Consider the following 22,092-nt stretch of genomic DNA (forward strand, 5'->3'; position numbering starts at 1 on the left):
GGATTTTTCGGGGAGCAGGTCACTTCGAAGCTTGGTTCAGCGGCATGAGGGGCTGGTCTACTTATTCTCCCAGAGGTGCAGAATACTCAGGAGTGCGGTCACGAATGCCAATGGCTGATCGAGCATCAAATGGTGGCGCGCCTCAGGTACGGCGATAATTGGGATGTCACCGCCCCCTAGCTCACGGATGTAGTCAGCCGAATCCTTGGTAAAGAGCTGACTCTTGGCACCATGAACGATGGTCTTGCGACCCGGCGCATTCACGAGTCGCTGGCCGATAGTGAGCCATTCCTCTGACTTATTGCTTCGCCGGAATACCTCGGGTGAGAATTTCCATGTCCAGTTGTCTCCGTCGCGCCGCATAGAATGATAGGCCATGTAATCTAGGAGGAAAGGCTCGCCAACCGGCTGGGGCGGGGAAAGGACGTATCTTTTGCGCGCCTCTTCATAGCTCGCGTAGGACCGCTTGGGCTTGTCAGGATCACCTGACCCCGGGCTGGAACGGCGTTGGTTCCAGTATTGCTCCAGGAGCTCGGCGCGCATGACCATGAGATCACAAATTACGAGGCCGGAGAAGTGATCGGGCGATTGCGTCACGGCAGTGAGCGCTGCGCCGGAACCGAAACTGTGCGCGACGATGGTGGGTTTGTGGCCATCTGCAAACAGATTGAGCGCCTCGGCAATCTCAACAAATTCGCGCCCTCTCGCTTCTGGATCGGCCTGCCCACGCATCTCCGAGTCGCCCATGCCGGCGAGATCGAACGCGACAACGTCATAGTCTTCGGCGAGGAATGGGGCGATGAAGGCAAAGCAGCGCGCGTGGGAGAGAAAGCCATGTGTCATAAGCACTTTCGGCTTGCTGCGGTCGCCCCAGCGAAAGTAATGCACTTTAGCATTGTCGATCTCCACATAACCTTCCTCGCGCGGCACTTTCAGGGCCGACACAAACCATTCCGGCAGATGCGAACCATCTCCAGCCCAGACGGGGCTGATATCGTCGGGAAAAACTGTCACTTTGGTTAACATACTCATTCCATCATCTGTTCGTTGCTGGTGGGTTTGTCGATCATGAAGCCGCGATACCCCTCGTTCGCTACTTCTTCGCAGAGTGCGACGTATCCAGACACGCTTGGAAAGTTGATCAGCTGACGCTTCCTGCCAGGGATATTTGCGCCCATGTACCAGGAATTCGCTTCTGGAAACAGTGTCATGGCGCCGGCCTGGGCAACCATTTTGGTCCAGTCAGCTTCTGCGGTCGCACAGGCTTCGAATTGATTACTGTCATTGTCCCGCATCCAGACGAGAAAGTCACAGATCCAGTCACCCTGTATCTCTGCGCTGGTCGGGCCGTTCGAGAAACCTGACGGGCTAAGTGGACCGTATGCAAACAGCATGTTTGGAAAGTCTGCTATCGCCATGCCGAGATAGGCGCGTAACCCGTCTTCCCAAGCTTGTGAAACAGACAGGCCGTTCGTCCCCGTGATGTTCATATCGACCATGCCGCCGCGCCCGGCATCGAAGCCGGTGGCGTAAACGATGAGGTCGCATTCCACCTCGCCGTCAGCGGTCTCTATCGCGTGCGGTTTGATCTGGGTGATGGGGGTTGCCTTCAGATCGACCAGATCGACATTATCCTGCGCGAAAATCTCGTAATAACACTGCTCGAGCGAAGGTCTCTTCGTGCCGAATGGATGGGGTGGTTCGGAAGGCGCGAGCTGTTCAACAAGATTGGGATCGGAGATCCTGTCGCAAACCTTGTTTCGCCAGAAATCATAGGCGTAGCGGTTCGCTTCGCGATTGATCAGCAGGTCGGCGAAATTGTGATACCAGAACCTGAGGCCGCCTTTCTGCCACAGATATTCGAAGTGTGCGGTGCGCTCTTTCTCGTCAACTTCGAGCGCCGAAACGTCCAGCGATTGAGATTCGAACCCTCCGCTGGTCTGCTTGCGCGTTTCGAAGATAGCAGCATAATCCTGCTTGTCGCGTTCTTGATCTTCCTTTGATAGCTTTTGCTGCCGCATGGGCAGCGCCAGGATTGGTGTTCTTTGAAATAGGGTCAGCTTCGATGCGGACTTCGCGGCTTCCTGCGCGACTTGCACACCGCTTGCCCCGGTGCCGATCAAGGCAATCTTGCGTCCGCTGAGATCGCCCCCCTGTTGTGGCCAGCGCGCCGTGTGAAACCATTCGCCTTCGAAATCCTCAATGCCGGGAAAATCAGGGATATGCGGCTTTGATGCGAAACCAATAGCGGGCAAGAGGAACCGTGTCGTAACAGTTTCCTCTCCGTTGAGTTGCAGGCGCCATTGCTGCGCCGCTTGCTCATAGTTCGCGCCTGTGACCCGTGACCCCATGCGCATCATGGGCCACAGCTTGAGTGTATTACAAACATGATGGAAATACGCTCTTAGCTCTTTCCATCCGGGAAATCGTTCGCTCCAGGTCCATGATTTCCACACTTCAGGTATTGAGTACTCGTAGATCGGCACCTGCGAATCCACTCGTGCGCCCGGATAGCAATTCCAATACCAGATACCGCCCGGCTCGGCCGCAGCATCCACCAGCAACACGTTGAACCCGGCGTTACGTAACTTGTGTAACAGGTAGATGCCGCTGAAGCCGGCACCGACGATTAGGGCGTCGTAATCAGGAGAAGCCCGCTTGCTCATCACGCGACCGTCAAACGCTCGGCGATTGCTTTCGCTGTTGCATAGTCGGCCTTGCCGTTGGATGCGCGCAGGGCTGTTTCCGTTGGATGGATGGCCTTTGGCGTTTTGTAGCCGGCCAATTGCTGACGAACATGGTCTTTGACGCCTTGCTCGTCGAATGCAGCGTCGCCACTCAGGTGCACGACGGCGATGACGGCCTGGCCCCATTTTTCACTCGGCACGCCCACGACCAGCGCGTCAGCGATGGCGGGATGGGTCTTGAGGACTTCCTCGACTTCTTCCGGATAGACCTTTTCACCAGCCGTGTTGATGCACACGCTGCCACGGCCCAGCAGGGTCAGGCTGCCATCGGCTTCGACCGTGCACCAGTCGCCTGGAATCGAATAGCGCACCCCGTCGATAGTGCGGAAGGTCTTGGCGGACTTTTCGGGATCCTTGTAATAACCCGCCGGGATTGCGCCCTTGCGAGCGATATATCCCGGTACGCCGCTGCCCGGCGTTACTTTCTGGTCGTATTCATCGAAGACATCGCAGAATTCACCGATCCCGAATTTCGCGGTGTTCGTACCCCCATCTGCGGTTGTGACGGAGAGGCCGAAGCCGAGCCCTTCGGAAGCGCCAAAGCTGTCCATCAGCACCGCTTGGGGGATATGCTTGCACAGGCCAGCCTTGACCTCCTTGCTCCACATCACGCCGGATGAAACAATGGAGACAAGGCTGTTTGTGTCCCAGCGACCGGGATTATCGTCCAGCGCCTGCAACATCGGTTTGGCAAAAGCGTCGCCCACAATTGAAATGCTTTCCACCTTGTGCGTATCAACCGTCTCCCACAATTCAAGCGCATCGAAAGATGGGTCCGACAGAGTCACGATGGCACCGCCCGACATGAGCGTGCCGATCGCAGTGATGAAGCCTGTCCCGTGCATTAACGGGCAGGAGGGAAGTGTACGTCTGCCCGGCCCTTGACTGGTGATTAGGGCGACGTTTTCCTCGACTGTTTGCGGAACGGGGCCGAGCAGCTTCTGGGCGTCCAGTTGCGCCTTGCGCATATCGTCGTGACGCCACATCACGCCCTTGGGCATCCCTGTCGTGCCGCCGGTATAAATGAAGAGCAAATCGTCAGGCGAGCGCGTGATGCCGAGCGCTGATCCATCACCTTCCTGCGCGAGAATTTCATAAGGGATCGCAAAAGGTGCGATTTGCGAAGCATCGCCAATTTCAACGAAGGTGTGAACCTTTCCGAGCCGGTCCTTGAGTTCGACGATACAGTCACGGAACTCCGAACTATAAATAATCACCTCGCTGTCAGAATCATCAAAAATGTAAAAAACTTCTTCGGGGCGATAGCGGTAATTGATGTTCACATGAGTCAACCGCCCCTTAAAGCAGGCCGCCATCAGCTCACCATATTCAGGGCGGTTGCGCATGTAGAAAGCCACCTTGGCGCCGTCGCTAGCTCCGCGTTGTCGCAACGCGCGCGCGACATTGTTCGAGCGCGCGGACATTTCGGGCCAAGTGATGATCCGGTCGCCGTGTATCAAGGCCGGAGCGTCTTGAGGCATGGCGGGCTCGATTGCGTCGAGAATGTCGCCGAGATTCCATTCGATCATGTTGCTTGATTCCTTCAAGACTGGGCCGCAAATCTCGCAGCCGTATACAATGAGTGTATTACGGGGCTTTTATCCAACCCTGTAGGGCTGCCAATTCGGCCCGCACCGTTTCGGGGCCTCCAAGCGCTTGCCGGTCGAAGCCAATACGTTTGAACCAGTAATGAAGACCCATCAGGTCCGTAAATCCCATTCCGCCATGCACTTCGGTGGAGGTGCGGGCGACAAAGCGATGGACTTCGCCTGTGTGTGATTTGGCATGGCAGGCGAAAATGGATGCATCCTCCGGTATCGAATCGAAGGCGTGGGCCGCATACCAGACAAGCGAGCGGCATGGCTCATGACGTGCGGCCATCTCCGCGCACATGTGCTTGACGGCCTGGAAACTGCCGATGAGCCGGCCAAACTGCTCGCGCTGGCCAGAATAATCGACAGCCTTTTCGATCATGGCCTGGCCTGCGCCAAGGCTGTCAGCAGCTAAGATCACACGGCCCGCATCGCGCAACCGGGCCGTTGTCGCGCCGTTATCGTCAATAAGCGGTTCTGCCTCTGTCTGTTCGAAACGCAATTCCCCGACACTGCGGGTGCGATCAATGGTCGTCAGCCGGATCGTCTCCAGTTTGAGGGCATCGGCTGTAACGAGGTGCAGCCGGCCGCCAGCGTCGGCTACGATGTAAGCGTCAGCTCCCTCGAAATCCAGGCAGAACAGGGCGGTTCCGCTGAGCTTCCCATCAGCAGAGGAAACGCCCGCCCCGTCGCGCGCCTCGACCGTCTCGGAAATCGCGACAGCGATACGCGCCTCGCCGTTCGCGATCTTCGGTAGCCATTGTGCTTTTTGTTCTTCGCTACCAGCCTCGCTCAGCGCGATAGGCGCAAGTACATGACTGGCGAGAAAAGGCACTGGCGCGACCATATAGGCGAGCTGTTCGGCAACTATGGCAGCGTCGAGAAGGGTCATACCGAGGCCGCCATGCTCTTCAGGTACCAGCATTCCGGGAATTCCCAAGTCCTGAACGGCGCCGAGCACTTTGTCGCTGAGTGGATTGTCCAGTTCGGCGCATTCGCGGACATGATCGAGCGGGCAGGTGTCCGCAAGACAACGGGCAACCGCATCACGTAACATCTGCTGGTCCTGAGATAATCCGAAATCCATTAGGCTGATCCCTGTTTGTGACGCTCTATGTCTGCGGTTGCTTTCGCCGCATCCGAAACCTTTGCGAGCTTCGGTTCGCGCGGCATTTCGAGGCCACGTTCGGCGATGATGTTTTTCTGAATCTGCGCGGTGCCGCCGCCTATTATGAGACCGAGCTGGAACATGTAGTTCCATTGCCACGCGCCTCCTTCGCGCTCTCGCGGGCTGCCATGGTAAAGCGTGCCTATCTCACCCATGGCGTCGATCGCCAGTGCTGAAATCTGGTGGGCAATCTCACAGCTTTGCAGCTTGACGATTAGCTTCGCCATGCCGCCTGACTCACCCTTGAGGCTGTTCGAAAGGATACGCATCCCATTGCATTTCATCGCTGACACCTCGGCCTGGAGCGCCAACAGCCGATCTCGCAGAACCGGATTGTCGATTGCGCGGGCCTGTCCGATACGCTCTTCCTGCATCAGGGCGATCAGTGCCTGTAGCCGGTTTTCGAGCGCGCCGGGATCACCCAGCATTCCGCGCTCATGGCCGAGGGTTGCATTCGCCACGAGCCAGCCCTGGCCCCGCGCCCCTACAATCTGGTCCACCGGAACGCGGACATTGGTGAAGAATGTCTCATTGAATTCGGCGTGGCCTGTCATCGTCTTCAAAGGACGAACCTCGATACCCGGTGTGTCCATCGAGAAGATCAGGTAGGAAATACCGCGGTGTTTTGGTGCGTCGGGCTCGGTCCTTACGAGGCAGAAGATCATGTCGGCCTGCTTCGCCGTGCTGGTCCAGATTTTCTGGCCATTGATGACGAAATTGCCGTCTTCGACTCGCGCCCTGGTCTTGAGGCTGGCCAGGTCCGATCCGGCACCGGGTTCAGAATAGCCCTGGCACCATACGATCTCGCCTTTCAGCGTGGGTTCGATCCAGCGTTGCTTCTGCTCCTCGGTGCCGAGTTCCAGCAAAGTCGGGACGAGCATCGAGATGCCCTGGTTCGTGAGCCCGCCCGGCACCCCGGCCCGTGAAAACTCCTCGGAGATGATGCGCGATTTGAGGATGTCGGGTTCCGCGCCGTAGCCGCCATACTCCGCCGGGATCGTGCGGGCAGTGTACCCGTTTTCGATCAGCAGCTTCTGCCATTTGACGGCTTCGGGTGAAGGGCGGGCTGCCCGAGTCGCACACGGCGGCGCAAGGTGGCTATGCGCTTCGATGAAATCGCGCACCTGTTGACGGAATGTGTCGTATTCGGGGCCGTAATCGAGATCCATATCGCTTCTATTCCTCGCAGGGACGGAAAACGGGCAGACGGAAGTCGTCCCCGATTGTTTCGAATGTCAATTCTACAGGAAGGTCGAGCCTGAGGCTATCATGGTCACAATCGATCAGACGAGTGGCCATGCGTACACCCTCTTCGAGTTCAACCACCGCAGCCACGAAGGGAATGTCGGCGGCAAATGCCGGGTGCAGGGCCTGGTGGGTGATGGTCCAGGAAAAAAGCGTACCCTTGCCAGTGCTGCGCTCCCACGAAAATTCCGGTGAGCCACACTTCGCGCACATATAACGAGGCAGGTGGCGGAGGGTGCCGCAATCGCTGCAACGCTGGAAATAGAGATGGCCATCCTGGCACCGATTCCAGAATTCCTGTTCGATAGGATCCTGCGGGCGCGGTTTCGGCTTGGGCGGAGCCTTCTGCGCCTTGAAGCGCATTTTAGGCGGCAGTTCGTTCTTGTCGCTCACGTAAACCTCCTGAGGATTGCGATACTCCCGTCGCCAAGGTCGCCCCAGCCGGTCACGAGGCCGGTCTGGGCATCTGCGACCTGACGCTCGCCGCAATCGTGGCGCAGCTGGCGGACCGCCTCAACAACATGGTTGAGGCCCCAGACATGCGCTTCGCTCAGCAAGCCGCCATGGGTGTTGATGGGATAGCGTCCACCCAGCTCGATCTGGCCATCAGCGACGAATTCGCTCTGACCGCCGGGTTCGCAGTAACCGAGCGCTTCAAGCTGCAACAGCACGATATAAGAGAAGCAGTCGTAGATTTGCAGAAAATCCATATCCTCGCGGGTGACGCCTGCCATCTCGAATGCGCGCGGGGCGGCATAGCTGAGGCCGATCTTGAAAGGGTCGGGGCGCGAGGGGATGTCGTCGGCGGGATAGGGGTGGCCCTCAGCCGCGCCTGCGATGCTTACCGGCACGTGCCGCATGTCCTTGGCCCGTTCCATGCGCGAGACAACGACCGCACAGGCACCATCGGTTTCCAGGCAGCAATCGTAGAGCCGGAAAGGCTCGGATATCCAGCGCGCCGAGTGATATGCCTCGAGATCGAATGTACGGCCATAATTGAAGGCTCTCGGATTTAGCTGCGCGTGACGGTTACATGCGAGTGCCACAGCGGCCATCGCGTCCGGCCCGACACTGTGGAGCTTGGAATGTCGCATGGCGAGCCAGGCATACATCTGCACCGGCAGGAACACGCCATAAGGAATGTAATAGCCCTGAATGGTGTTGGTCAGAGTGTTCATGTTCATCGGCCGGGTAGGCGGGGCACCGGCCTTGGGCCTGAGTGCGGAATAGCCATTCCAGCCCAGCGTTACGAGAACGTGGTCACAAAGTCCGCTGGCGATCGCCATCGCCGCGTTCTGGAGCGCTGTCGTCGGGCTGGCTCCGCCCATGTGAACGGTAGCCGCATAGCGCAATACGTCGATACCCAGATTGGCGGCCATTTCTTCCGATGTCGTGTAGATCGGCGGCGGAACCATGCCGTCGATGTCGGATGGCTTCAGCCCGGCATCAGCGATCGCCTTGCGGGAAGCTTCGAGCATCATGTCGACCGCGGTATTTTCGGCGCCCTTGATGAATGCCGTTTCACCGACGCCCGTGATTGCGGACCTGTCACTGAAATTGAAGGTGGATGTGGCGCTCATTTTTGATGCTTGTCCTGTTGGCTGGACTGCATGTCTCCGACAAACGAGCGGGAGAGTGCGACTTCCGCACCTTCGACAAGTTCACGCATCACCTCGGCTGCGGGCCGGATCGAATGGATGAGGCCAATTCCCTGGCCAGCAAAGCCAGGCATGATATCCTTGCGCTCAGCCTTGAGGCCTGAAGCCATAACCGGACCTGAAATTATCGACTGGAAAGGCATGGGCAGTGGTTCCTTGCCCGCAGCAACCCACGCATCGGCCCATTTGTTACGGATCATGCGGGCAGGCTTGCCGGTTAACGAGCGGCTTACGACGGTATCCGCGTCACCGCTTTCGGTGATTGCTTCCTTCTGAAAATGCTCGATGCCTGCTTCGTCCGTTGCGAGGAATGCGGTGCCGATCCACGCGCCTTCTGCCCCCAACATCAGCGACGCCGCGACACCGCGCCCATCTGAAATACCACCTGCACCGATCACGGGCACCCGATCACCGACCGCATCCACGACTTGCGGGATAAGCGACATGGTTCCGATAGGTGAATTGTGGCCGCCGCCGTCGTGACCTTGGGCGACGATCATGTCGATACCGGAATCGACCACCTGCTCGGCATGCTTGACCTTGCCGATCACCGCCATGACCTTGGTGCCGTTGGCGTGAAGACGGTCGATCCAGGGCGCGGGATTGCCGAGGCCCGCGGCATAGACCGGCACCTTTTCCTCAATCACCACCTCCATCTGCGCCTCGAAGAATTCTCTCGAGAATAGCTGGAGCTGGCTCTTGCCCATATCCGGCGAACCTGCGGCGCGCATCGCTGCTGCAGCATCGACTTCGGGAAGGTTCTCCCGCGCCATGAAATCGCGGGTAAACTCCTTGTATTCGTCGATTTTTGCCATCGGGTTGGCGGGCGCGTTACCGGATTGCGGCGCCGACCCCCGCCGGACCGAGGCCGGCAGAAGCGTATCCACCCCGAACGGCTTGTCGGTCATCTCGCGGGTCTGACGGATCCAGCTACGTAACTGGTCCGGCGAGCACGCCGCGGCGCCGAGGACGCCTAGCCCCCCTGCATTCGATACCGCGGCCGCGAGCGCGGGGACACTTGCCCCGCCCATTCCGGCCAGAAAGATCGGATATTCGATCTCGAGAATTTCGCATATGCGCGTTTGTAGCGGCATGTTATTTATTCTCCCGTCTTAGACATTGCGGTTCGCAAGTCTTCTAAATTTGTCCCCACCTCACTTTTTGAGAAACCAGATCAGGACTTCGTTCAGCTAAATAATTTGCCGAACCTGACACAAGGCGGGCCATGGCCTGCCGCGCTTCCTGGGCATCACCTGTGCGTACCGCTTCCAGAACGCGGCGCAGGATTCGCAACTGGACTGCGCGCTCCTGGGCGGAATAGCCGAGCGAGCGCGAAAATTCGCGGGTCAGTAAATGCAAGGTGGAGGTCAGAAGGCCGAAAAGCGGATTGCCGCTGGCCCAACCGAGCAGGTCGTGAAACCGACGGTTAAGTTCCTCGAACTGGCTTCCCGCCTCATTCCGCTCAAGCTCTTTAAGGCAATCGGCGAGTGCGCTGAGGTCGCCTGTGGTCGCGCGCTGGGCGGCATAGGCTGCAACATCCGGCGCTATGGCTTCACGCAGTTCGAGCAGACCCCTCAGGTCTGCTTCCATGAATTGCAGGATGAGAGAAAGACTATTTGCGAAATCACCGGACTGCGGGCGCGCAACCACCGGGCCCCCGCCACGGCCCAATTGAAGGTGGATTACGCCCTGAAGCTCCAGGAAGCGGAGCGCTTCACGCAAGGTTGCTCTGGCGACTTCGTACCGCGCGAGCATTTCTTCTTCGCGTGGCAACCGGTCTCCCGCAACGCGTGCACCAGCTTCAATGTCGCGAACGATGTCTTGTGCGAGCGAAAGTGCACGCTTTGCCTTCTTTGCGTTATAGGCCCTGGGCTGCATCTTTGAACCTAATATATTATCATAATTAATCTGATGAACGGCCAAATCAAGCGTTTAGCTTCCATGGTTGTAACTAATCGTCAAGTATGTATGATAATATTTAAAAGTGGCATGTTGCGGGGCCGCTAATTTGCCAGAAGGTGGCGCGCTATTTTCGCGTACGGACTGAAGGATAGAACATGAGTATAGAAACAATTGAGCTGAACACGGCCGAAAAAATCGCGACCATTCCGATCGAGCAAATCGATGTTTCACGGCCGAGCCTTTTTCAGAAAGATACAATTGGCCTGTTTTTCGACCGATTGCGCAGAGAGGATCCAGTCCACTACTGTCCTGAGAGCAAAGTCGGGCCATACTGGTCGGTTACCAAGTTCGACGACATCATGGCCGTTGACACCAATCACAAAGTCTTCTCGTCGGAAGCGAAGCTCGGCGGAATTGCCATTCAGGACATGCATGCGGGGGAAGGTGCGCTTGAGCTTGAAATGTTCATCGCCATGGATCCGCCCAAGCACGATCAGCAACGCAAGGCCGTTAACTCCGCAGTCGCGCCGTCAAACTTGCAGTTGCTCGAGCCGACAATCCGTGAGCGTGCGTGCAAGATACTTGATGATCTGCCGGTTGGTGAGGAAATCGACTGGGTTAATAAAGTCTCGGTCGAGTTGACCACAATGACCCTTGCGACCTTGTTCGACTTCCCTTGGGAAGAGCGGCGCAAACTCACTCGCTGGTCCGACATCGCAACGGCCGCGCCTGAAACCGGTATCGTCGAATCTTATGAGGCAAGGCGCAAAGAACTGATTGAATGCGCGATGTATTTCAAAGGGCTCTGGGATCAGCGTATTAACCAAGACCCCAAGAACGACCTCATATCCATGATGGCGCATTCTCCGGCGACGCGGGACATGCCCTTCCTAGAGTTTCTGGGCAACTTGCTGCTGCTTATTGTGGGCGGCAACGACACTACGCGGAACTCGATCAGCGGCGGCGTGCTCGCCCTTAATCAGAACCCTGAAGAATATCGCAAGCTGAATGAGGATCCGTCGCTGATCACCAGCATGGTGCCAGAGATTATCCGCTGGCAGACTCCGCTGACCCATATGCGCCGGACTGCGCTCCAGGATTACGAGATTGGCGGTAAGCTGATCAAAAAAGGTGATAAAGTGGTGATGTGGTATCTGTCGGGCAACCGGGATGAGTCTGTCATCGAGAATGCTGACCAGTTCATAATCGACCGAAAGAACCCACGTCATCACCTGTCCTTTGGCTATGGCATCCATCGCTGCATGGGCAACAGGCTTGCAGAACTGCAACTTAGGATTATCTGGGAAGAGATCCAAAAGCGTTTCGCGAAGGTCGAAGTGACCGGCGAGCCCGAGCGTCTGTTTTCGAACCTTGTGCGAGGCATCACGAAACTGCCTGTGCGGCTCCACGCTCGCTGACTGGGGACACCACTGAGCCTTTCACGCAAGCGCGAAGCGGTCGATCATGTGGTGGAGACATTCGGCGCAACCGAGCGTCGGGCTTGCCGCGTAATCGGCCAGCATCGTTCCACCCAGCGCAAGCCGCGCGTGCCGCGTCAGGATGAGGATGTGCTGACAGCGGCCATCATCACCCTGGCTGAATGGTTCGGCCGGTATGGCTATCGTCGCATTACGGCCCTGCTGAGACGGGGTGGCTGGCATGTGAGCGAGAAGCGCGTCTATCACATCTGGCGGCGTGAAGGGCTGAAGGTCCCGATGAAACAACCGAAACGTGGCCGTCTCTGGTTGAGTGACGGCTCCTGCATTCGGATCAGACCAATGCACAAGGGGCATGTCTGATCCTATGATTTCGTCCAGGATCGCACGCATGATGGGAAGGTCTTCCGCATGCTGTGCGTCATTGATGAGTTCACTCGCGAATGCCTCACCATCCGCGTCGAGCGCAAGCTGAACTCCCGCGATGTCCTCGACACGCTGGGCGATCTGTTCGTCGTGCATGGACCGCCTGGGTACATACGTTCGGACAACGTCCTACATTCTGAACTTTTGGCAGGTTTCGGGCGCAAAGCCTCGTCCCGTAGTTTCCAGATACGGGTCTTGAAGTCAATTACCGGGTGGGCTTCCGCCGCACTGGAAGAGCTCGCAGCCATAGCAAACACAGGATCCATGCGAGTGAGGTTCGCTGGTCCTTACCGTCCTTAACACGGGATGCCGATCCGAGCGGAAGATCCGAACATTATCTACGAGGTCGCCGATAGACTGGCGCCTCAACGGCGCGCATCAGAGAGAGATTCTCCCGCCCGGTACCGCCCCTTCGTAGAAGGGGCGGTAAGCTTTTCCGCTCTTGATGATGGCATGCGCTGTGCGCGCCATCTTGGCGGTAACCGCAGTGAGCGCTTTGCGCCGGAGATCGGGATTGTCCGGATCCCTGGCGATATAGCGCGTATATTTATCCCTGAAATTGTTCTCCTTCTGGCGGATCGCGACCAGGCCGGCCATCCAGAGCGCCCGGCGAAGCCGTGCGTTGCCGTATTTCGACAGTTTCGTCTGTCCCCGGAAAGTGCCGGACTGATGCGTTGAGAGGTCCAGGCCGCAGAATTTCAGGAACTGGCGATGATGACCAAACCGGCGCAGGTCGCCGGCTTCAGCGAGAATGGTCAGGGCGATGATCGGGCCGATGCCGGGGATTTGCTTGAGGGCCTCGAAGTCAGGGGTTCCGCCCAGAAGGGCTTCAGCTTCCGCTTCGATCGTATTGCGCTGGCGGTTCAGGCTGCGCGCCTCCGCCAGAACCATGCGGAACATCGCGATGGCCCTGCTGTCGACCGGAACCGGCAACCCGATTGATTCTTTTGCGGTTTCACAGATGTCCACGATCAACCTGGCCTTTGAAACCTTCTTGCCAACAATGTCCCAGGCGGCGGCTGAGAAGGCTTCTGGAGACAAGGCCGTGATCGATGCCGGGGGCGGGAACGTCTCGAGCAGGGCGAAGAACCAGTCGCGCCTGGAGCTTCCCAGGAACTTCTCGATCTCGGGAAAATAGAGTGGCAGATAGTGCGTCAGGATCCGGTGAATGGTCTGCGTCCTTGCTCTCGACACGGCCTCATGCGTCTTCGAGAGCTCCTGGATATCTGCGAGGCCGGCGACCAAGGGATCCAGATAGACCTGGCTGAGACCTGTCGCCAGCATATGCAGGATAACCTGGGCATCCTTCGGATCATTCTTGTCCCATCCGTTGTGGATGGCTTCGCGCTGGCGAGCGAGTGCCATGGAAGAGATCAGGCGTGTCTTGATGCCGGCATCGACCAGTCTCCAGGCCAGTGCCCGATGATAATTACCGGTTGCCTCAAACCCCGTAACAACCGGACGGTCGAAAGCCTTCAGCCGTTGAATAAAGCGGTCGTGCTCTGCGCGCTGGTTGAGCACAACAAGACGCCGCCGTCGAGGCGACCCAGGCATCTGTATCAGAACATCATTGCGCTTCTTGGAAATGTCGATCGCGACGAGCACAGCATCCTGTGCGATAGAATGAATCCTGGCCATGGCCGGTCTGCTCCTCTTCGGTGGTGGTTGGAATAACCACTGTAAGAGGTCCTGCGGCCCGGTCATGGCCTCCTGCCTGCGTGCGGAATGCGCCGCAGGCGGCCATGACCTGCCTTGGTTCCGAATGTGCTACGTCCTATGAAAAGAACGAAAGCTGGAATGAGCCAACAGGTCGTTGATGCGTGACGGCGAACCTGCGTCCCGCTCGTTCGTAAAATCACCCAGGCGTCTTCTGTCGTCAAGGAATCAGTTCTTCCATAGCAAATACAGGGTACGCTGGATTGCGGCCCTCACCGTCCTTAAGACGAGATCCGAATACCCAGGCAGAAGACCCGAACATTATCTACGAGGTCGTGACGATGCATGCCTCAACGGCACTTGCAGAGCGGGGTCCTTCCGCCTGGGACCGCGTCCTTCGAAGAAGGGGCGGTAATCTGTCTCGGTCTTGATGACCGAATGTGCGGTGCGTGCGATCGTTGCGGCAACGGAAGTGAGTGCCTTGCGCTTCAGGTGCGGATCGCTGTGATCTCTGGCGATGTATCTTTCATACTTGTCGCGGAAGCCGTTCTCGCGCTGCCGAATGGCGACCTGTCCCGCCATCCAGAATGTCCGTCTCAGCCTGGCATTTCCAAACTTGGAGAGTTTGGTCTGTCCTCGGAATATGCCTGACTGCTGAGTCGAAAGGTTGAATCCGCAAAACTTAAGAAACTGCCGGTGATGCCCGAAGCGGCGCAGGTCCCCGGCCTCAGCCAGGATGGTGAGCGCGTTGATCGGCCCGATGCCTGGGATGGTCCTCAAGCGTACGAAGTCCGGATGTGTTCCAAGCAGGTCGCTGGCTTGCTGTTCGATCTGATCACGTTGGGCAATCAGATGCCTTCCCTGACCGAGAACGAGACAAAACATGCGGATCGCTGGCGTCTCCGGATCGACCGGCAGGCCAATGGAATCAGCGGCTGTGGCGTATATATCAGCGAGCAACCGAGCTATTGATGCCTTCTTGCCGACAACACCCCAGGCCGCTTCGATAAAAGCATCTTCGGACATGCACGTGATCGATCCCGGCGTGGGGAACTGTTCGAGGAAGGCGAGAAACCAATCGCTGCGCGAGTTGCCCATGAAGCGCTCAGCCTCGGGAAAGTAGAGTGGCAAGTAGTGTGTTCTCAAACGATGCCAGAACTCCGTCTTGGTTTGCGATATGACGGCATGTGTCTTCGACAACTCCTGAATGTCGTTCACGCCGTGCACGAGCGGGTCATGCCAGATCTGGGTTAGCCCAGTCTGCATCATATGCAGCATCACCTGCGCATCCTTCGGATCGTTCTTGTCCCATGAGTTGTGCATCGCCTCGCGCGTGCGTGCCAGCGACAGCGAAGAAATGAGCTTCAACTCAAACCCCGCCTGATGGAGCCGCCACGCCAGCGGCCGATGGTAGTCGCCCGTCGGCTCAAATCCGACCTGAACCGGCACGCCAAAGGCGGTGAGCGTCTCGACAAATCTGTCGATATCTTCCCGCACGTTACGAACTGTGAGGCGTTTGCGGCGTCGCCTCCCTGGGACAGCGATCAGAACTTCATTGCGATGCTTTGCGATATCAATCGCTACCAGAACGGGTTGCCCTGTCTTATGGTGCGTCTTGGTCATGGCCGGTCTCCTCTTCAGTTGTGGTCGGCAAAACCACTGTAAGAGACCTGAAGGCTCGGTCATGACCGCCCGCCTGCATGTGAGAAACAAGCAGGCGGTCACGACCTCCGGAACATCGGTTCCCAATGTGCTATGGCAGTGAATTTACCGGCCAGATCGTGGACCTCTGGGCATATCATTACAAGGTCAGAATGGACTTCTCGCGCCCCGGCAAGCCGCAGCAGAATGGCTTCGTCGAAAGCTTCAATGGATCGCTCCGGGACGAGTGCCTCAACATCAACTGGTTCGCCTCCTTGGCCGAGGCAAGGCGGCTGATCGAGGCGTGGAGGCGCGACTCCAATGAGAGCCGGCTTCACATGGCTCACAATGGGCAATCTCCCGACGAGTTTGCCCGTAACGCCGGCCTATGCCATGGTGGCAAGGTCAAAATCGCCACTGGATTTTAACGCCAAGGCCGGACCACCAGACCAAGCACGTCATTGCCGCTGGATATTAACCCCAGGGCCGGACCACCGATCCCAAGCGTGTCAGCTGAAGCCGGAACTAACTTTTCGGTTGGGCCAGTCCGATTGGACAAGCCATAACCTCTATTGCAAATTTGCATCACCCGTCGACGATCTCTGTCAGGGGGAAAAAAGAATATTCACATTGCAGATAAGTATCATATCATACAGTATTATATAAACATAAGGAGGAAACTAGGTGTATTATTTCAACGCGGTGTCGAAGACAACTGTTTCGGTATCTTTGGCGGTTTTGCTGTTTGCCGCCGGTGCTCATGCGCAAGTTGAGGTGGACGAGCAAGGTGCTGCTGCATCCGCGGCGGAAAATGTGGAGGCCACACGTCGATTGGGTGCAATCACAGTTACAGCGCAAAAGCGCGAGCAGAGCTTGCAGGATGTGCCAATTGTCGTGACCGCCTTGTCCGGAGAGCTTCTCAGCGATGCTGGCGTTCAGGATATCAAGGACCTGACGGTCGTGACGCCGGGCCTGCTTGTAACTTCTTCGTCAAAGCAAGCAAATACTACGGCGCGGATTCGTGGCATTGGCACGGTTGGTGACAATCCCGGTCTCGAAAGCTCAGTAGGCGTCGTTATCGACGGGGTTCCGCGCGCCAGGAACGGCGTTTCCTTCGGCGATCTCGGCGAGATCGAGCGAATCGAAGTACTAAAGGGGCCGCAGGGAACCTTGTTTGGCAAGTCGACCTCTGCGGGCGTCATAAATGTCATCACGAAGAAACCGTCTGACGAGTTAGAGTCGATCTTCGAGGTCGGGATCGGCAACGAAGGTTTCCTTCGCACGTCTGCAGAAGTCACCGGACCGCTTTCTAAGACGGTGAGCGGTCGCCTGTTCGGAGTATACGAAGAGCGCGGCGGTCTTTTGGACGTAAAGACCGGTAACGGTCCACGTACCGAGGACGAAACGAGTCAGTATGACTTCTACTCCGTTCGAGGTCAGCTTCGTTTTGAGCCCTCCAGCGACCTCGAGATTCTTCTCTCTGCTGACTATACTGATCGGGAAGAAGATTGTTGCATGGGTGACTATATCGCGGTGGACCCGGCCAGGGGCCCGCTGATCACGCTGCTGGCTGGCGGTGACGGGGCCTCTGCTTTTCCGATCGATCCGTTCGACCGCGTCGCCTTTGCGAACCGCGACGCCACGCAGACGACCGAGGACTGGGGTGTGTCAGCGAATATCGAGTGGCAGTCCGGCCTCGGTGAATTGACGTCAATCACATCCTATCGCGATTGGGAAAACGGCTCGGGTCAGGATACAGATTTTAGTGCCGCCGATCTTTGGTATCGAGATGACGAAACGTCCAGGGACGCTTTTGCCACATTCAGCCAAGAGTTACGACTCGCGGGCGCGACCGATAACGTCGACTGGCAGGTGGGTGTGTTTTACGCGAATGAAACTCTTGATCGTACAGATTTCATTACTTACGGCAATGATTACTTTTTCTACTTTCAGCAATTGCTGCTCGGTGCGAGTGGTGGTGCGTTTGATCTGTCTTCGCTGCCAGGTAATATCTATACGGGCGAGGCAAATGCAACCGCAGACGTTTATGAACAAACTGCGGATACATACGCCATCTTCACGAACAATACGTTCAGCTTGAGCGATCAGTTCGACCTCACGGTCGGTCTTCGTTATACGATTGATGAGAAGACGCTGGAGTCCAATTTTAATGGCGAAGCGGGTAGCTGTACCACAGCCTTGGCCGTATTTGGCCCTACAGGTGGATTGACACCAACGCTTTGCTTGCCTTGGACAAACGACAACTTTGTGGGTGTGAGCGCCACGCAGGATCGCTCTGACGAGGATTTATCAGGTACAGTAAAGGGGGCATATCGGGTCAGTGAGAATCTGATGTCATACGCGTCCTATTCGCGCGGTTACAAGGCCGGTGGTTTCAACCTTGATCGCAGCCAGTTTGGTCCCTCAGATCCCACGCCATTTCAGCCCAACCTGGATACCAGATTTGATCCCGAAACTGTTGATGCGTATGAGGTCGGCTTTAAGACCAACAATGCGGCAAATAGCTTGTTCTTCAACGGCGCGATTTTCTATCAGGAGTATAGCGACTTTCAGCTCAACACGTTTACCGGTACGAGCTTCATCGTGACATCTGTTCCCGGTGTGATTTCCAAGGGTGCTGAGTTCGATGTCCGATACCTGCCTGAACAGCTTGAAGGGCTGACACTGCAGGGCGGTCTTGTCTATGCGGAAACCCAGTATGATGATTTCGAAGCGGTAGACTTTTTCGCGCCGCCGCGCTTGCCGGGAAGCACAATTTCATTTGCGCCCCGTTGGTCGGGTACGTTGGCCGCAACCTATGAAACCTCGTTCATCAGCGACTGGGATGCGCGCTTCAATGTATCGAGCCGGTTCACTTCAAAGTATAATACAGGTTCGAACCTCGATCCGCTCAAGGAGGTTGAAGAGCTGGTTGTGGTAAATGCAAGAATGTCATTCTACAGTGACAACTCTCCCTTCGAGTTGGAACTGTGGGCGCAGAACCTGTTTGATGAGGACTATTACGAACTTGCTTTCGATACGCCGCTTCAAGGTACCGCTGCCACGCAAACAGCTCCGGGAACAGCTGTTGGTGCTTTCTTGTCACCGCCCCTGACCTTTGGCGCAACCGCTCGTGTTCGGTTTTAGAGCACTTTGAGGCAATGTCAGCTTAGCCTGACTTGAGGAGCCAAGGTGCAAGAGCCAATCTCATAGGGGAGGGAAGCGCGAAGTTCCAGCTGTTGCTTGCGGAGTGGTTGCTGAATATTGTAGCGCTCCGCAAGCCATTTCCAGAGATTTTGTAGAGACAGGAGGCGCGGGCCGGAAGCCCATAAGGATGGGCGTTGGCCTGCCAGCGAACTTTCATCTGGATGGGATCAGAGCCTCGCTGATGAGGAGTTCATGACTTCAGATTCTCGCTAACTGTCGAAAGTAAAACCGCTGCTGAAGCCAGGACTAGGATCAATAACAGGGTTAAAGTCTTGAGCTGCAAGCCGCTCGGCGGATCGCACAAACTCCTTTGCGCGCTGGATCGCAAATCCGGTTGGGACAATTCGCCACGCTCGACGATCACGGTAATCTCGCTCACGCGAGACATGGCCCGATCAATCGAATTGATTGATCAGTATCCCAACATGTGGACGCTTAATATCGTGCACTTCGGTAAGCTGGATCTGGGGCATTCCAGTCTGATCATTTAACCAGGCGCCTGCCACCGTGATCGCGTGAGGGCGATAGCTTCCATTTCCTGATCGTACGCCCGGCGCGATAGTCGGCTCACTTCACCAAAAAGGAAGCTGAAATCGATTGCGGGATCTCATATGAAGCCAGATGCGCGCGACCGCGTGGGCAACTTGACGGGTTTCTCCATTTACAATGATTGTAAGGTAACTTAATAAAGGAATAAGTAAAAGAGTTTATAGTGGACGGATCTTTTGTACGATTGTGATGGATATCTCCATGCGCAGGGGCTGAAGCTGGCGCACAGTTCGGTTGGCGATCCCGCTGCCCCTCCGGTCATTTTTGCCCATGGCGGAGGACAAACTCGTCATGCTTGGAGCGCTGCCGCGAAGGCGGTGGCATTTGAAGGATATCGCTCAATAATCTTAGATCTTCGCGGGCATGGTGAAAGCGACTGGGCTCCAGACGGTGATTACTCTCTCGGAGCTATCGCTCGAGACCTTGTAGAGGTTGGTGAAAGCGTCGCGGTTGGAAGGCCGCGGCCGCATGTAGTCGGTGCTTCGCTTGGAGGACTTGCAGCCATAGTTGCCGCAGGCATGTTTGCGCGCGATGCGTTTGAATCGGTTACTCTGGTCGATATCACGCCGAACATGGACGCCGCCGGCGTCACCAAAGTTGTCGGCTTTATGGGCGCGCATGTTAAGGAAGGCTTTGCTTCGTTGGAACAGGCCGCTGATGTGGTTGCCACCTATTTGCCGCATCGGCCCCGGCCGAAAGACCTTGAAGGGCTGCGTAAGAATCTGCGGCAAGGCGAAGACGGGCGTTGGCGATGGCACTGGGACCCTGCCTTTATCACCGGCGTCACGCGTCGCTCTGGGGTTGCTCGCACCAGTGAGCTGGAGCAGGCGGTTCGGAACATCCGCGTACCGCTTCATCTCATCCGTGGACGTATGAGCGAGCTGGTTACAGAAGACTCCGTCGCGGCGTTTCGTTCCTTGGCACCGAGGGCACATTTCACTGACGTCGCTGGGGCCAGACATATGGTGGCAGGAGATTGCAACGATTTATTTGTCGAAGCAGTCGTGTCCTTTCTTCGTCCGATTCGAGAGCAGACCCCTGCATGAGCACCTCCATGCTCAATGTTAATCAGATACAGGCCGCACTCGATGCGGCCCCCTTCCATCGCTGGCTTGGGCTGAAGGCGATCAGCACAGACAAGGACAAGCTGATACTGCAAATGCCCTGGCGTGAGGAGCTGGTTTCCAATCCGCGAATACAATCTGCCCATGGCGGTGTCATTGCCGCGCTGATTGATCTCACAGGATTTTATGCCCTGCTCGCCGCAGGGAACACGCCTGCTGCGACGGCGGACTTGCGAGTTGACTATCACAAACCTGCCACGCCAGGAACGCTAAGCATGATGGGAAGAATTGTCCGTCTGGGTGCAACTCTTTCCGTCGCCGAAGCCTCTGTCATGAACGCCAGCGGAGCGCTGCTTTCGAGCGGGCGCGGCGCCTACCTGATGCCGGGGCGTGCATGAAGGTTTGCATGATATTCTTGCATTGCGTAATTTTAATTCTGGTCTCGGGGTGTAGGGGCCAGAGTCAGAAGGTCAGGTTGCCCCTGAGCCGACCGGCTTTACGTATGAGGCCGGGGCGGGTGGTCTGTGTAGAAGCGGTTTCCGTGGAATTGGGGGCATGAGGGACATCTATTTGATTGCGTGGGGGCTGCCTCCGTAAAAGTGGCCTGGTATTTGAGTTAGTCTCGGCTTCGATTGACGCGCTTGGGTTCGGTGGTCAGGCTCTGACGTTAAAATCCAGCGGCAAGTTGGACCTGACCACCATGGCAATTCTTGAGATGTCGGCAGAATCTTTCGGCGTTTTTCCATTGCGAACCATGCGAGGTCGGCCTGTAGATCATTTGCAAGTCATGAGAAAGAGCGTCCGGCAATTGAGCACCGCCGGGCTAGATCCTGACAATGCACAATGAAGCTCTTTACGTTCACCGGCACATCGCCCCGGCTAAGAGGTGGAGAAACGTTGCGTCCCTCACAGGAATAGGGTATTGGAATTTCTCCACCGTTCTGAATTTCAGACGCGTTCACCCACTTCTTCTCTTCCTTGCAACGCCGGGCGCGCTGCAGCGCTCCACTGTGCCGGATCGGCGTGATACAGACAAAAAGTGAACTCATGGCCGGAACCGTTGCGAATTCTCAAGAGGGCGGCGGGCTTGCGGTCAAATAATGCCTTTGGAGTCATTAAAGGAAAAACACATGGCTGCCCGGCGCGCGATCCTTTTTCATTCCTGCAGAGTGAAATCGACCGTCTTTTCGACAGTTTCAGCGGCGCAGGTTTCCGCCGTCCGGTCGGAATGCAGGAGGTCTGGCCGCGTCTGGAAGTCAAGGAATGTGATGGTCTGATCGAAGTCGCCGCCGAGCTTCCCAGGGTGGATGAAAAGAATATCGAGGTCAATGTGACCGACAGCCGGCTGACGATCCGCGGGGAAAAGAAACCGGAGAGGGACGAAAAGACCAAGAGCTACCGGCTTGTCGAAAGATCGTTTGGCACATTCGAACGCTCGATCGCGCTCCCGTCCGGTGTTGACACCAGCAAGGTCAAGGCCCAACAAGCGCAAGGGCGCGCTGCATGTCGAAATTCCCAAGCTGGCAAGTTCAAAAAGGACAGCGCGTTGAGGGCTTCCAGTCTCTCTCGGGGTCCTGCCTTTGCATCGCTGGGCAAGTCACATTGCCGCGGTTGGTGCCGGGATGCTTCATATCCAACGCCCTTAACCTGTGAAGCGTCCCGATTTTTTGAGCACGCTGTGCGCGGGCTCAGGGCGGCGAGGCTGGTAACGGAATAAATCAGTGTACCGTAAAAACATAAGTGAGAGATAGGGCGCTGCGAGCACTCTGTTGTTTCCTGTGACCTGCTCCCCGAAAAATCC

General features: G+C 56.8%; 16 protein-coding genes and 3 pseudogenes. 8 read left to right on the forward strand and 11 right to left on the reverse strand.

Annotated elements, in window-relative coordinates; genetic code table 11:
- Nucleotides 1-57: 57 nt before the first annotated feature.
- Genes B3527_RS03185 through B3527_RS03225 form a run of 9 tightly spaced genes read right to left on the reverse strand, consistent with a single transcriptional unit; the run spans nucleotide 58 to nucleotide 10,288 of the window.
- Nucleotides 58-1,032, reverse strand: a complete 975-nt coding sequence (locus tag B3527_RS03185) for an alpha/beta fold hydrolase (protein ID WP_035551935.1) — start codon at nucleotides 1,030-1,032, stop codon at nucleotides 58-60.
- Nucleotides 1,029-2,666: a flavin-containing monooxygenase gene (locus B3527_RS03190; protein WP_034766453.1), complete on the reverse strand. Its 1,638-nt coding sequence runs from the start codon at nucleotides 2,664-2,666 to the stop codon at nucleotides 1,029-1,031. Before B3527_RS03190 ends, B3527_RS03185 begins: the two co-directional genes overlap by 4 nt.
- Nucleotides 2,666-4,276 (reverse strand): acyl-CoA synthetase, encoded by a 1,611-nt coding sequence (locus B3527_RS03195; protein WP_034766454.1) that lies wholly within the window; start codon nucleotides 4,274-4,276, stop codon nucleotides 2,666-2,668. The genes B3527_RS03190 and B3527_RS03195 overlap by 1 nt, the downstream gene beginning before the upstream one ends.
- Nucleotides 4,277-4,334: 58 nt before the next feature.
- Nucleotides 4,335-5,426: an acyl-CoA dehydrogenase family protein gene (locus B3527_RS03200; protein ID WP_034766455.1), complete on the reverse strand. Its 1,092-nt coding sequence runs from the start codon at nucleotides 5,424-5,426 to the stop codon at nucleotides 4,335-4,337.
- On the reverse strand, nucleotides 5,426-6,676 hold the full coding sequence (locus B3527_RS03205) for an acyl-CoA dehydrogenase family protein (RefSeq protein WP_034766456.1): 1,251 nt from the start codon (nucleotides 6,674-6,676) through the stop codon (nucleotides 5,426-5,428). Before B3527_RS03205 ends, B3527_RS03200 begins: the two co-directional genes overlap by 1 nt.
- Before the next feature lie 7 nt (nucleotides 6,677-6,683).
- Entirely contained in the window at nucleotides 6,684-7,145 is a 462-nt protein-coding gene (locus B3527_RS03210; RefSeq protein WP_081806136.1) for a Zn-ribbon domain-containing OB-fold protein, read from the reverse strand.
- Complete coding sequence (locus B3527_RS03215; protein WP_034766457.1) at nucleotides 7,142-8,332, reverse strand: thiolase C-terminal domain-containing protein; 1,191 nt, start codon at nucleotides 8,330-8,332, stop codon at nucleotides 7,142-7,144. The genes B3527_RS03210 and B3527_RS03215 overlap by 4 nt, the downstream gene beginning before the upstream one ends.
- Entirely contained in the window at nucleotides 8,329-9,504 is a 1,176-nt protein-coding gene (locus B3527_RS03220; protein WP_051599952.1) for an NAD(P)H-dependent flavin oxidoreductase, read from the reverse strand. Before B3527_RS03220 ends, B3527_RS03215 begins: the two co-directional genes overlap by 4 nt.
- 43 nt (nucleotides 9,505-9,547) lie before the next feature.
- A complete protein-coding gene (locus B3527_RS03225; protein WP_034766458.1) occupies nucleotides 9,548-10,288 on the reverse strand; it encodes a FadR/GntR family transcriptional regulator in 741 nt (246 codons plus the stop codon).
- A 179-nt stretch (nucleotides 10,289-10,467) separates the two neighbouring features.
- Between B3527_RS03225 and B3527_RS03230 the strand changes: the two genes are divergently transcribed.
- Together B3527_RS03230 and B3527_RS03235 are read left to right on the forward strand one after the other, a co-directional pair.
- Nucleotides 10,468-11,730: a cytochrome P450 gene (locus B3527_RS03230; protein ID WP_035551931.1), complete on the forward strand. Its 1,263-nt coding sequence runs from the start codon at nucleotides 10,468-10,470 to the stop codon at nucleotides 11,728-11,730.
- 3 nt (nucleotides 11,731-11,733) lie between these two features.
- Nucleotides 11,734-12,300, forward strand: a pseudogene (locus B3527_RS03235) (IS3 family transposase); the annotation flags it as partial.
- A 252-nt stretch (nucleotides 12,301-12,552) separates the two neighbouring features.
- On the opposite strand, the gene B3527_RS03240 reads toward B3527_RS03235, so the two are convergent.
- Both B3527_RS03240 and B3527_RS03245 read right to left on the reverse strand, forming a co-directional pair.
- Nucleotides 12,553-13,812 carry an IS110 family transposase gene (locus B3527_RS03240; protein ID WP_035551926.1) on the reverse strand — a complete coding sequence of 420 codons (1,260 nt, stop codon included), beginning with the start codon at nucleotides 13,810-13,812 and terminating at the stop codon, nucleotides 12,553-12,555.
- A gap of 368 nt (nucleotides 13,813-14,180) precedes the next feature.
- Nucleotides 14,181-15,453, reverse strand: a pseudogene (locus tag B3527_RS03245) (IS110 family transposase).
- Nucleotides 15,454-15,587: 134 nt separating this feature from the next.
- Here B3527_RS03245 and B3527_RS03250 point away from each other — a divergent pair.
- From B3527_RS03250 to B3527_RS03275, 6 genes and pseudogenes are all read left to right on the forward strand, one after another.
- Nucleotides 15,588-15,899: pseudogene (locus B3527_RS03250) on the forward strand (integrase core domain-containing protein); the annotation flags it as partial.
- Nucleotides 15,900-16,155: 256 nt separating this feature from the next.
- Nucleotides 16,156-18,618: a TonB-dependent receptor gene (locus B3527_RS03255; protein ID WP_051602738.1), complete on the forward strand. Its 2,463-nt coding sequence runs from the start codon at nucleotides 16,156-16,158 to the stop codon at nucleotides 18,616-18,618.
- A 332-nt stretch (nucleotides 18,619-18,950) separates the two neighbouring features.
- Nucleotides 18,951-19,169, forward strand: coding sequence for a hypothetical protein (locus B3527_RS03260; RefSeq protein WP_035552743.1), 219 nt, complete (start codon nucleotides 18,951-18,953; stop codon nucleotides 19,167-19,169).
- A 234-nt stretch (nucleotides 19,170-19,403) separates the two neighbouring features.
- Entirely contained in the window at nucleotides 19,404-20,273 is an 870-nt protein-coding gene (locus tag B3527_RS03265; protein ID WP_034766463.1) for an alpha/beta fold hydrolase, read from the forward strand.
- Nucleotides 20,270-20,689: a PaaI family thioesterase gene (locus B3527_RS03270; protein WP_034766464.1), complete on the forward strand. Its 420-nt coding sequence runs from the start codon at nucleotides 20,270-20,272 to the stop codon at nucleotides 20,687-20,689. Before B3527_RS03265 ends, B3527_RS03270 begins: the two co-directional genes overlap by 4 nt.
- A 689-nt stretch (nucleotides 20,690-21,378) precedes the next feature.
- Nucleotides 21,379-22,008 (forward strand): Hsp20/alpha crystallin family protein, encoded by a 630-nt coding sequence (locus B3527_RS03275; RefSeq protein WP_051602737.1) that lies wholly within the window; start codon nucleotides 21,379-21,381, stop codon nucleotides 22,006-22,008.
- The last annotated feature ends 84 nt before the right edge of the window (nucleotides 22,009-22,092 follow it).

It is taken from the genome of Hyphomonas sp. UBA4505, assembly GCF_002388685.1.
Taxonomy (GTDB): domain Bacteria; phylum Pseudomonadota; class Alphaproteobacteria; order Caulobacterales; family Hyphomonadaceae; genus Hyphomonas.

Excerpts from the sequence above, each read along its gene's own strand:
- B3527_RS03185 (WP_035551935.1), bottom strand. The coding sequence starts at position 1,032 with ATGAGTATGTTAACCAAAGTGACAGTTTTTCCCGACGATATCAGCCCC.
- B3527_RS03190 (WP_034766453.1), bottom strand. The coding sequence starts at position 2,666 with ATGAGCAAGCGGGCTTCTCCTGATTACGACGCCCTAATCGTCGGTGCC.
- B3527_RS03195 (WP_034766454.1), bottom strand. The coding sequence starts at position 4,276 with ATGATCGAATGGAATCTCGGCGACATTCTCGACGCAATCGAGCCCGCC.
- B3527_RS03200 (WP_034766455.1), bottom strand. The coding sequence starts at position 5,426 with ATGGATTTCGGATTATCTCAGGACCAGCAGATGTTACGTGATGCGGTT.
- B3527_RS03205 (WP_034766456.1), bottom strand. The coding sequence starts at position 6,676 with ATGGATCTCGATTACGGCCCCGAATACGACACATTCCGTCAACAGGTG.
- B3527_RS03215 (WP_034766457.1), bottom strand. The coding sequence starts at position 8,332 with ATGAGCGCCACATCCACCTTCAATTTCAGTGACAGGTCCGCAATCACG.
- B3527_RS03220 (WP_051599952.1), bottom strand. The coding sequence starts at position 9,504 with ATGCCGCTACAAACGCGCATATGCGAAATTCTCGAGATCGAATATCCG.
- B3527_RS03225 (WP_034766458.1), bottom strand. The coding sequence starts at position 10,288 with ATGCAGCCCAGGGCCTATAACGCAAAGAAGGCAAAGCGTGCACTTTCG.
- B3527_RS03230 (WP_035551931.1), top strand. The coding sequence starts at position 10,468 with ATGAGTATAGAAACAATTGAGCTGAACACGGCCGAAAAAATCGCGACC.
- B3527_RS03240 (WP_035551926.1), bottom strand. The coding sequence starts at position 13,812 with ATGGCCAGGATTCATTCTATCGCACAGGATGCTGTGCTCGTCGCGATC.
- B3527_RS03270 (WP_034766464.1), top strand. The coding sequence starts at position 20,270 with ATGAGCACCTCCATGCTCAATGTTAATCAGATACAGGCCGCACTCGAT.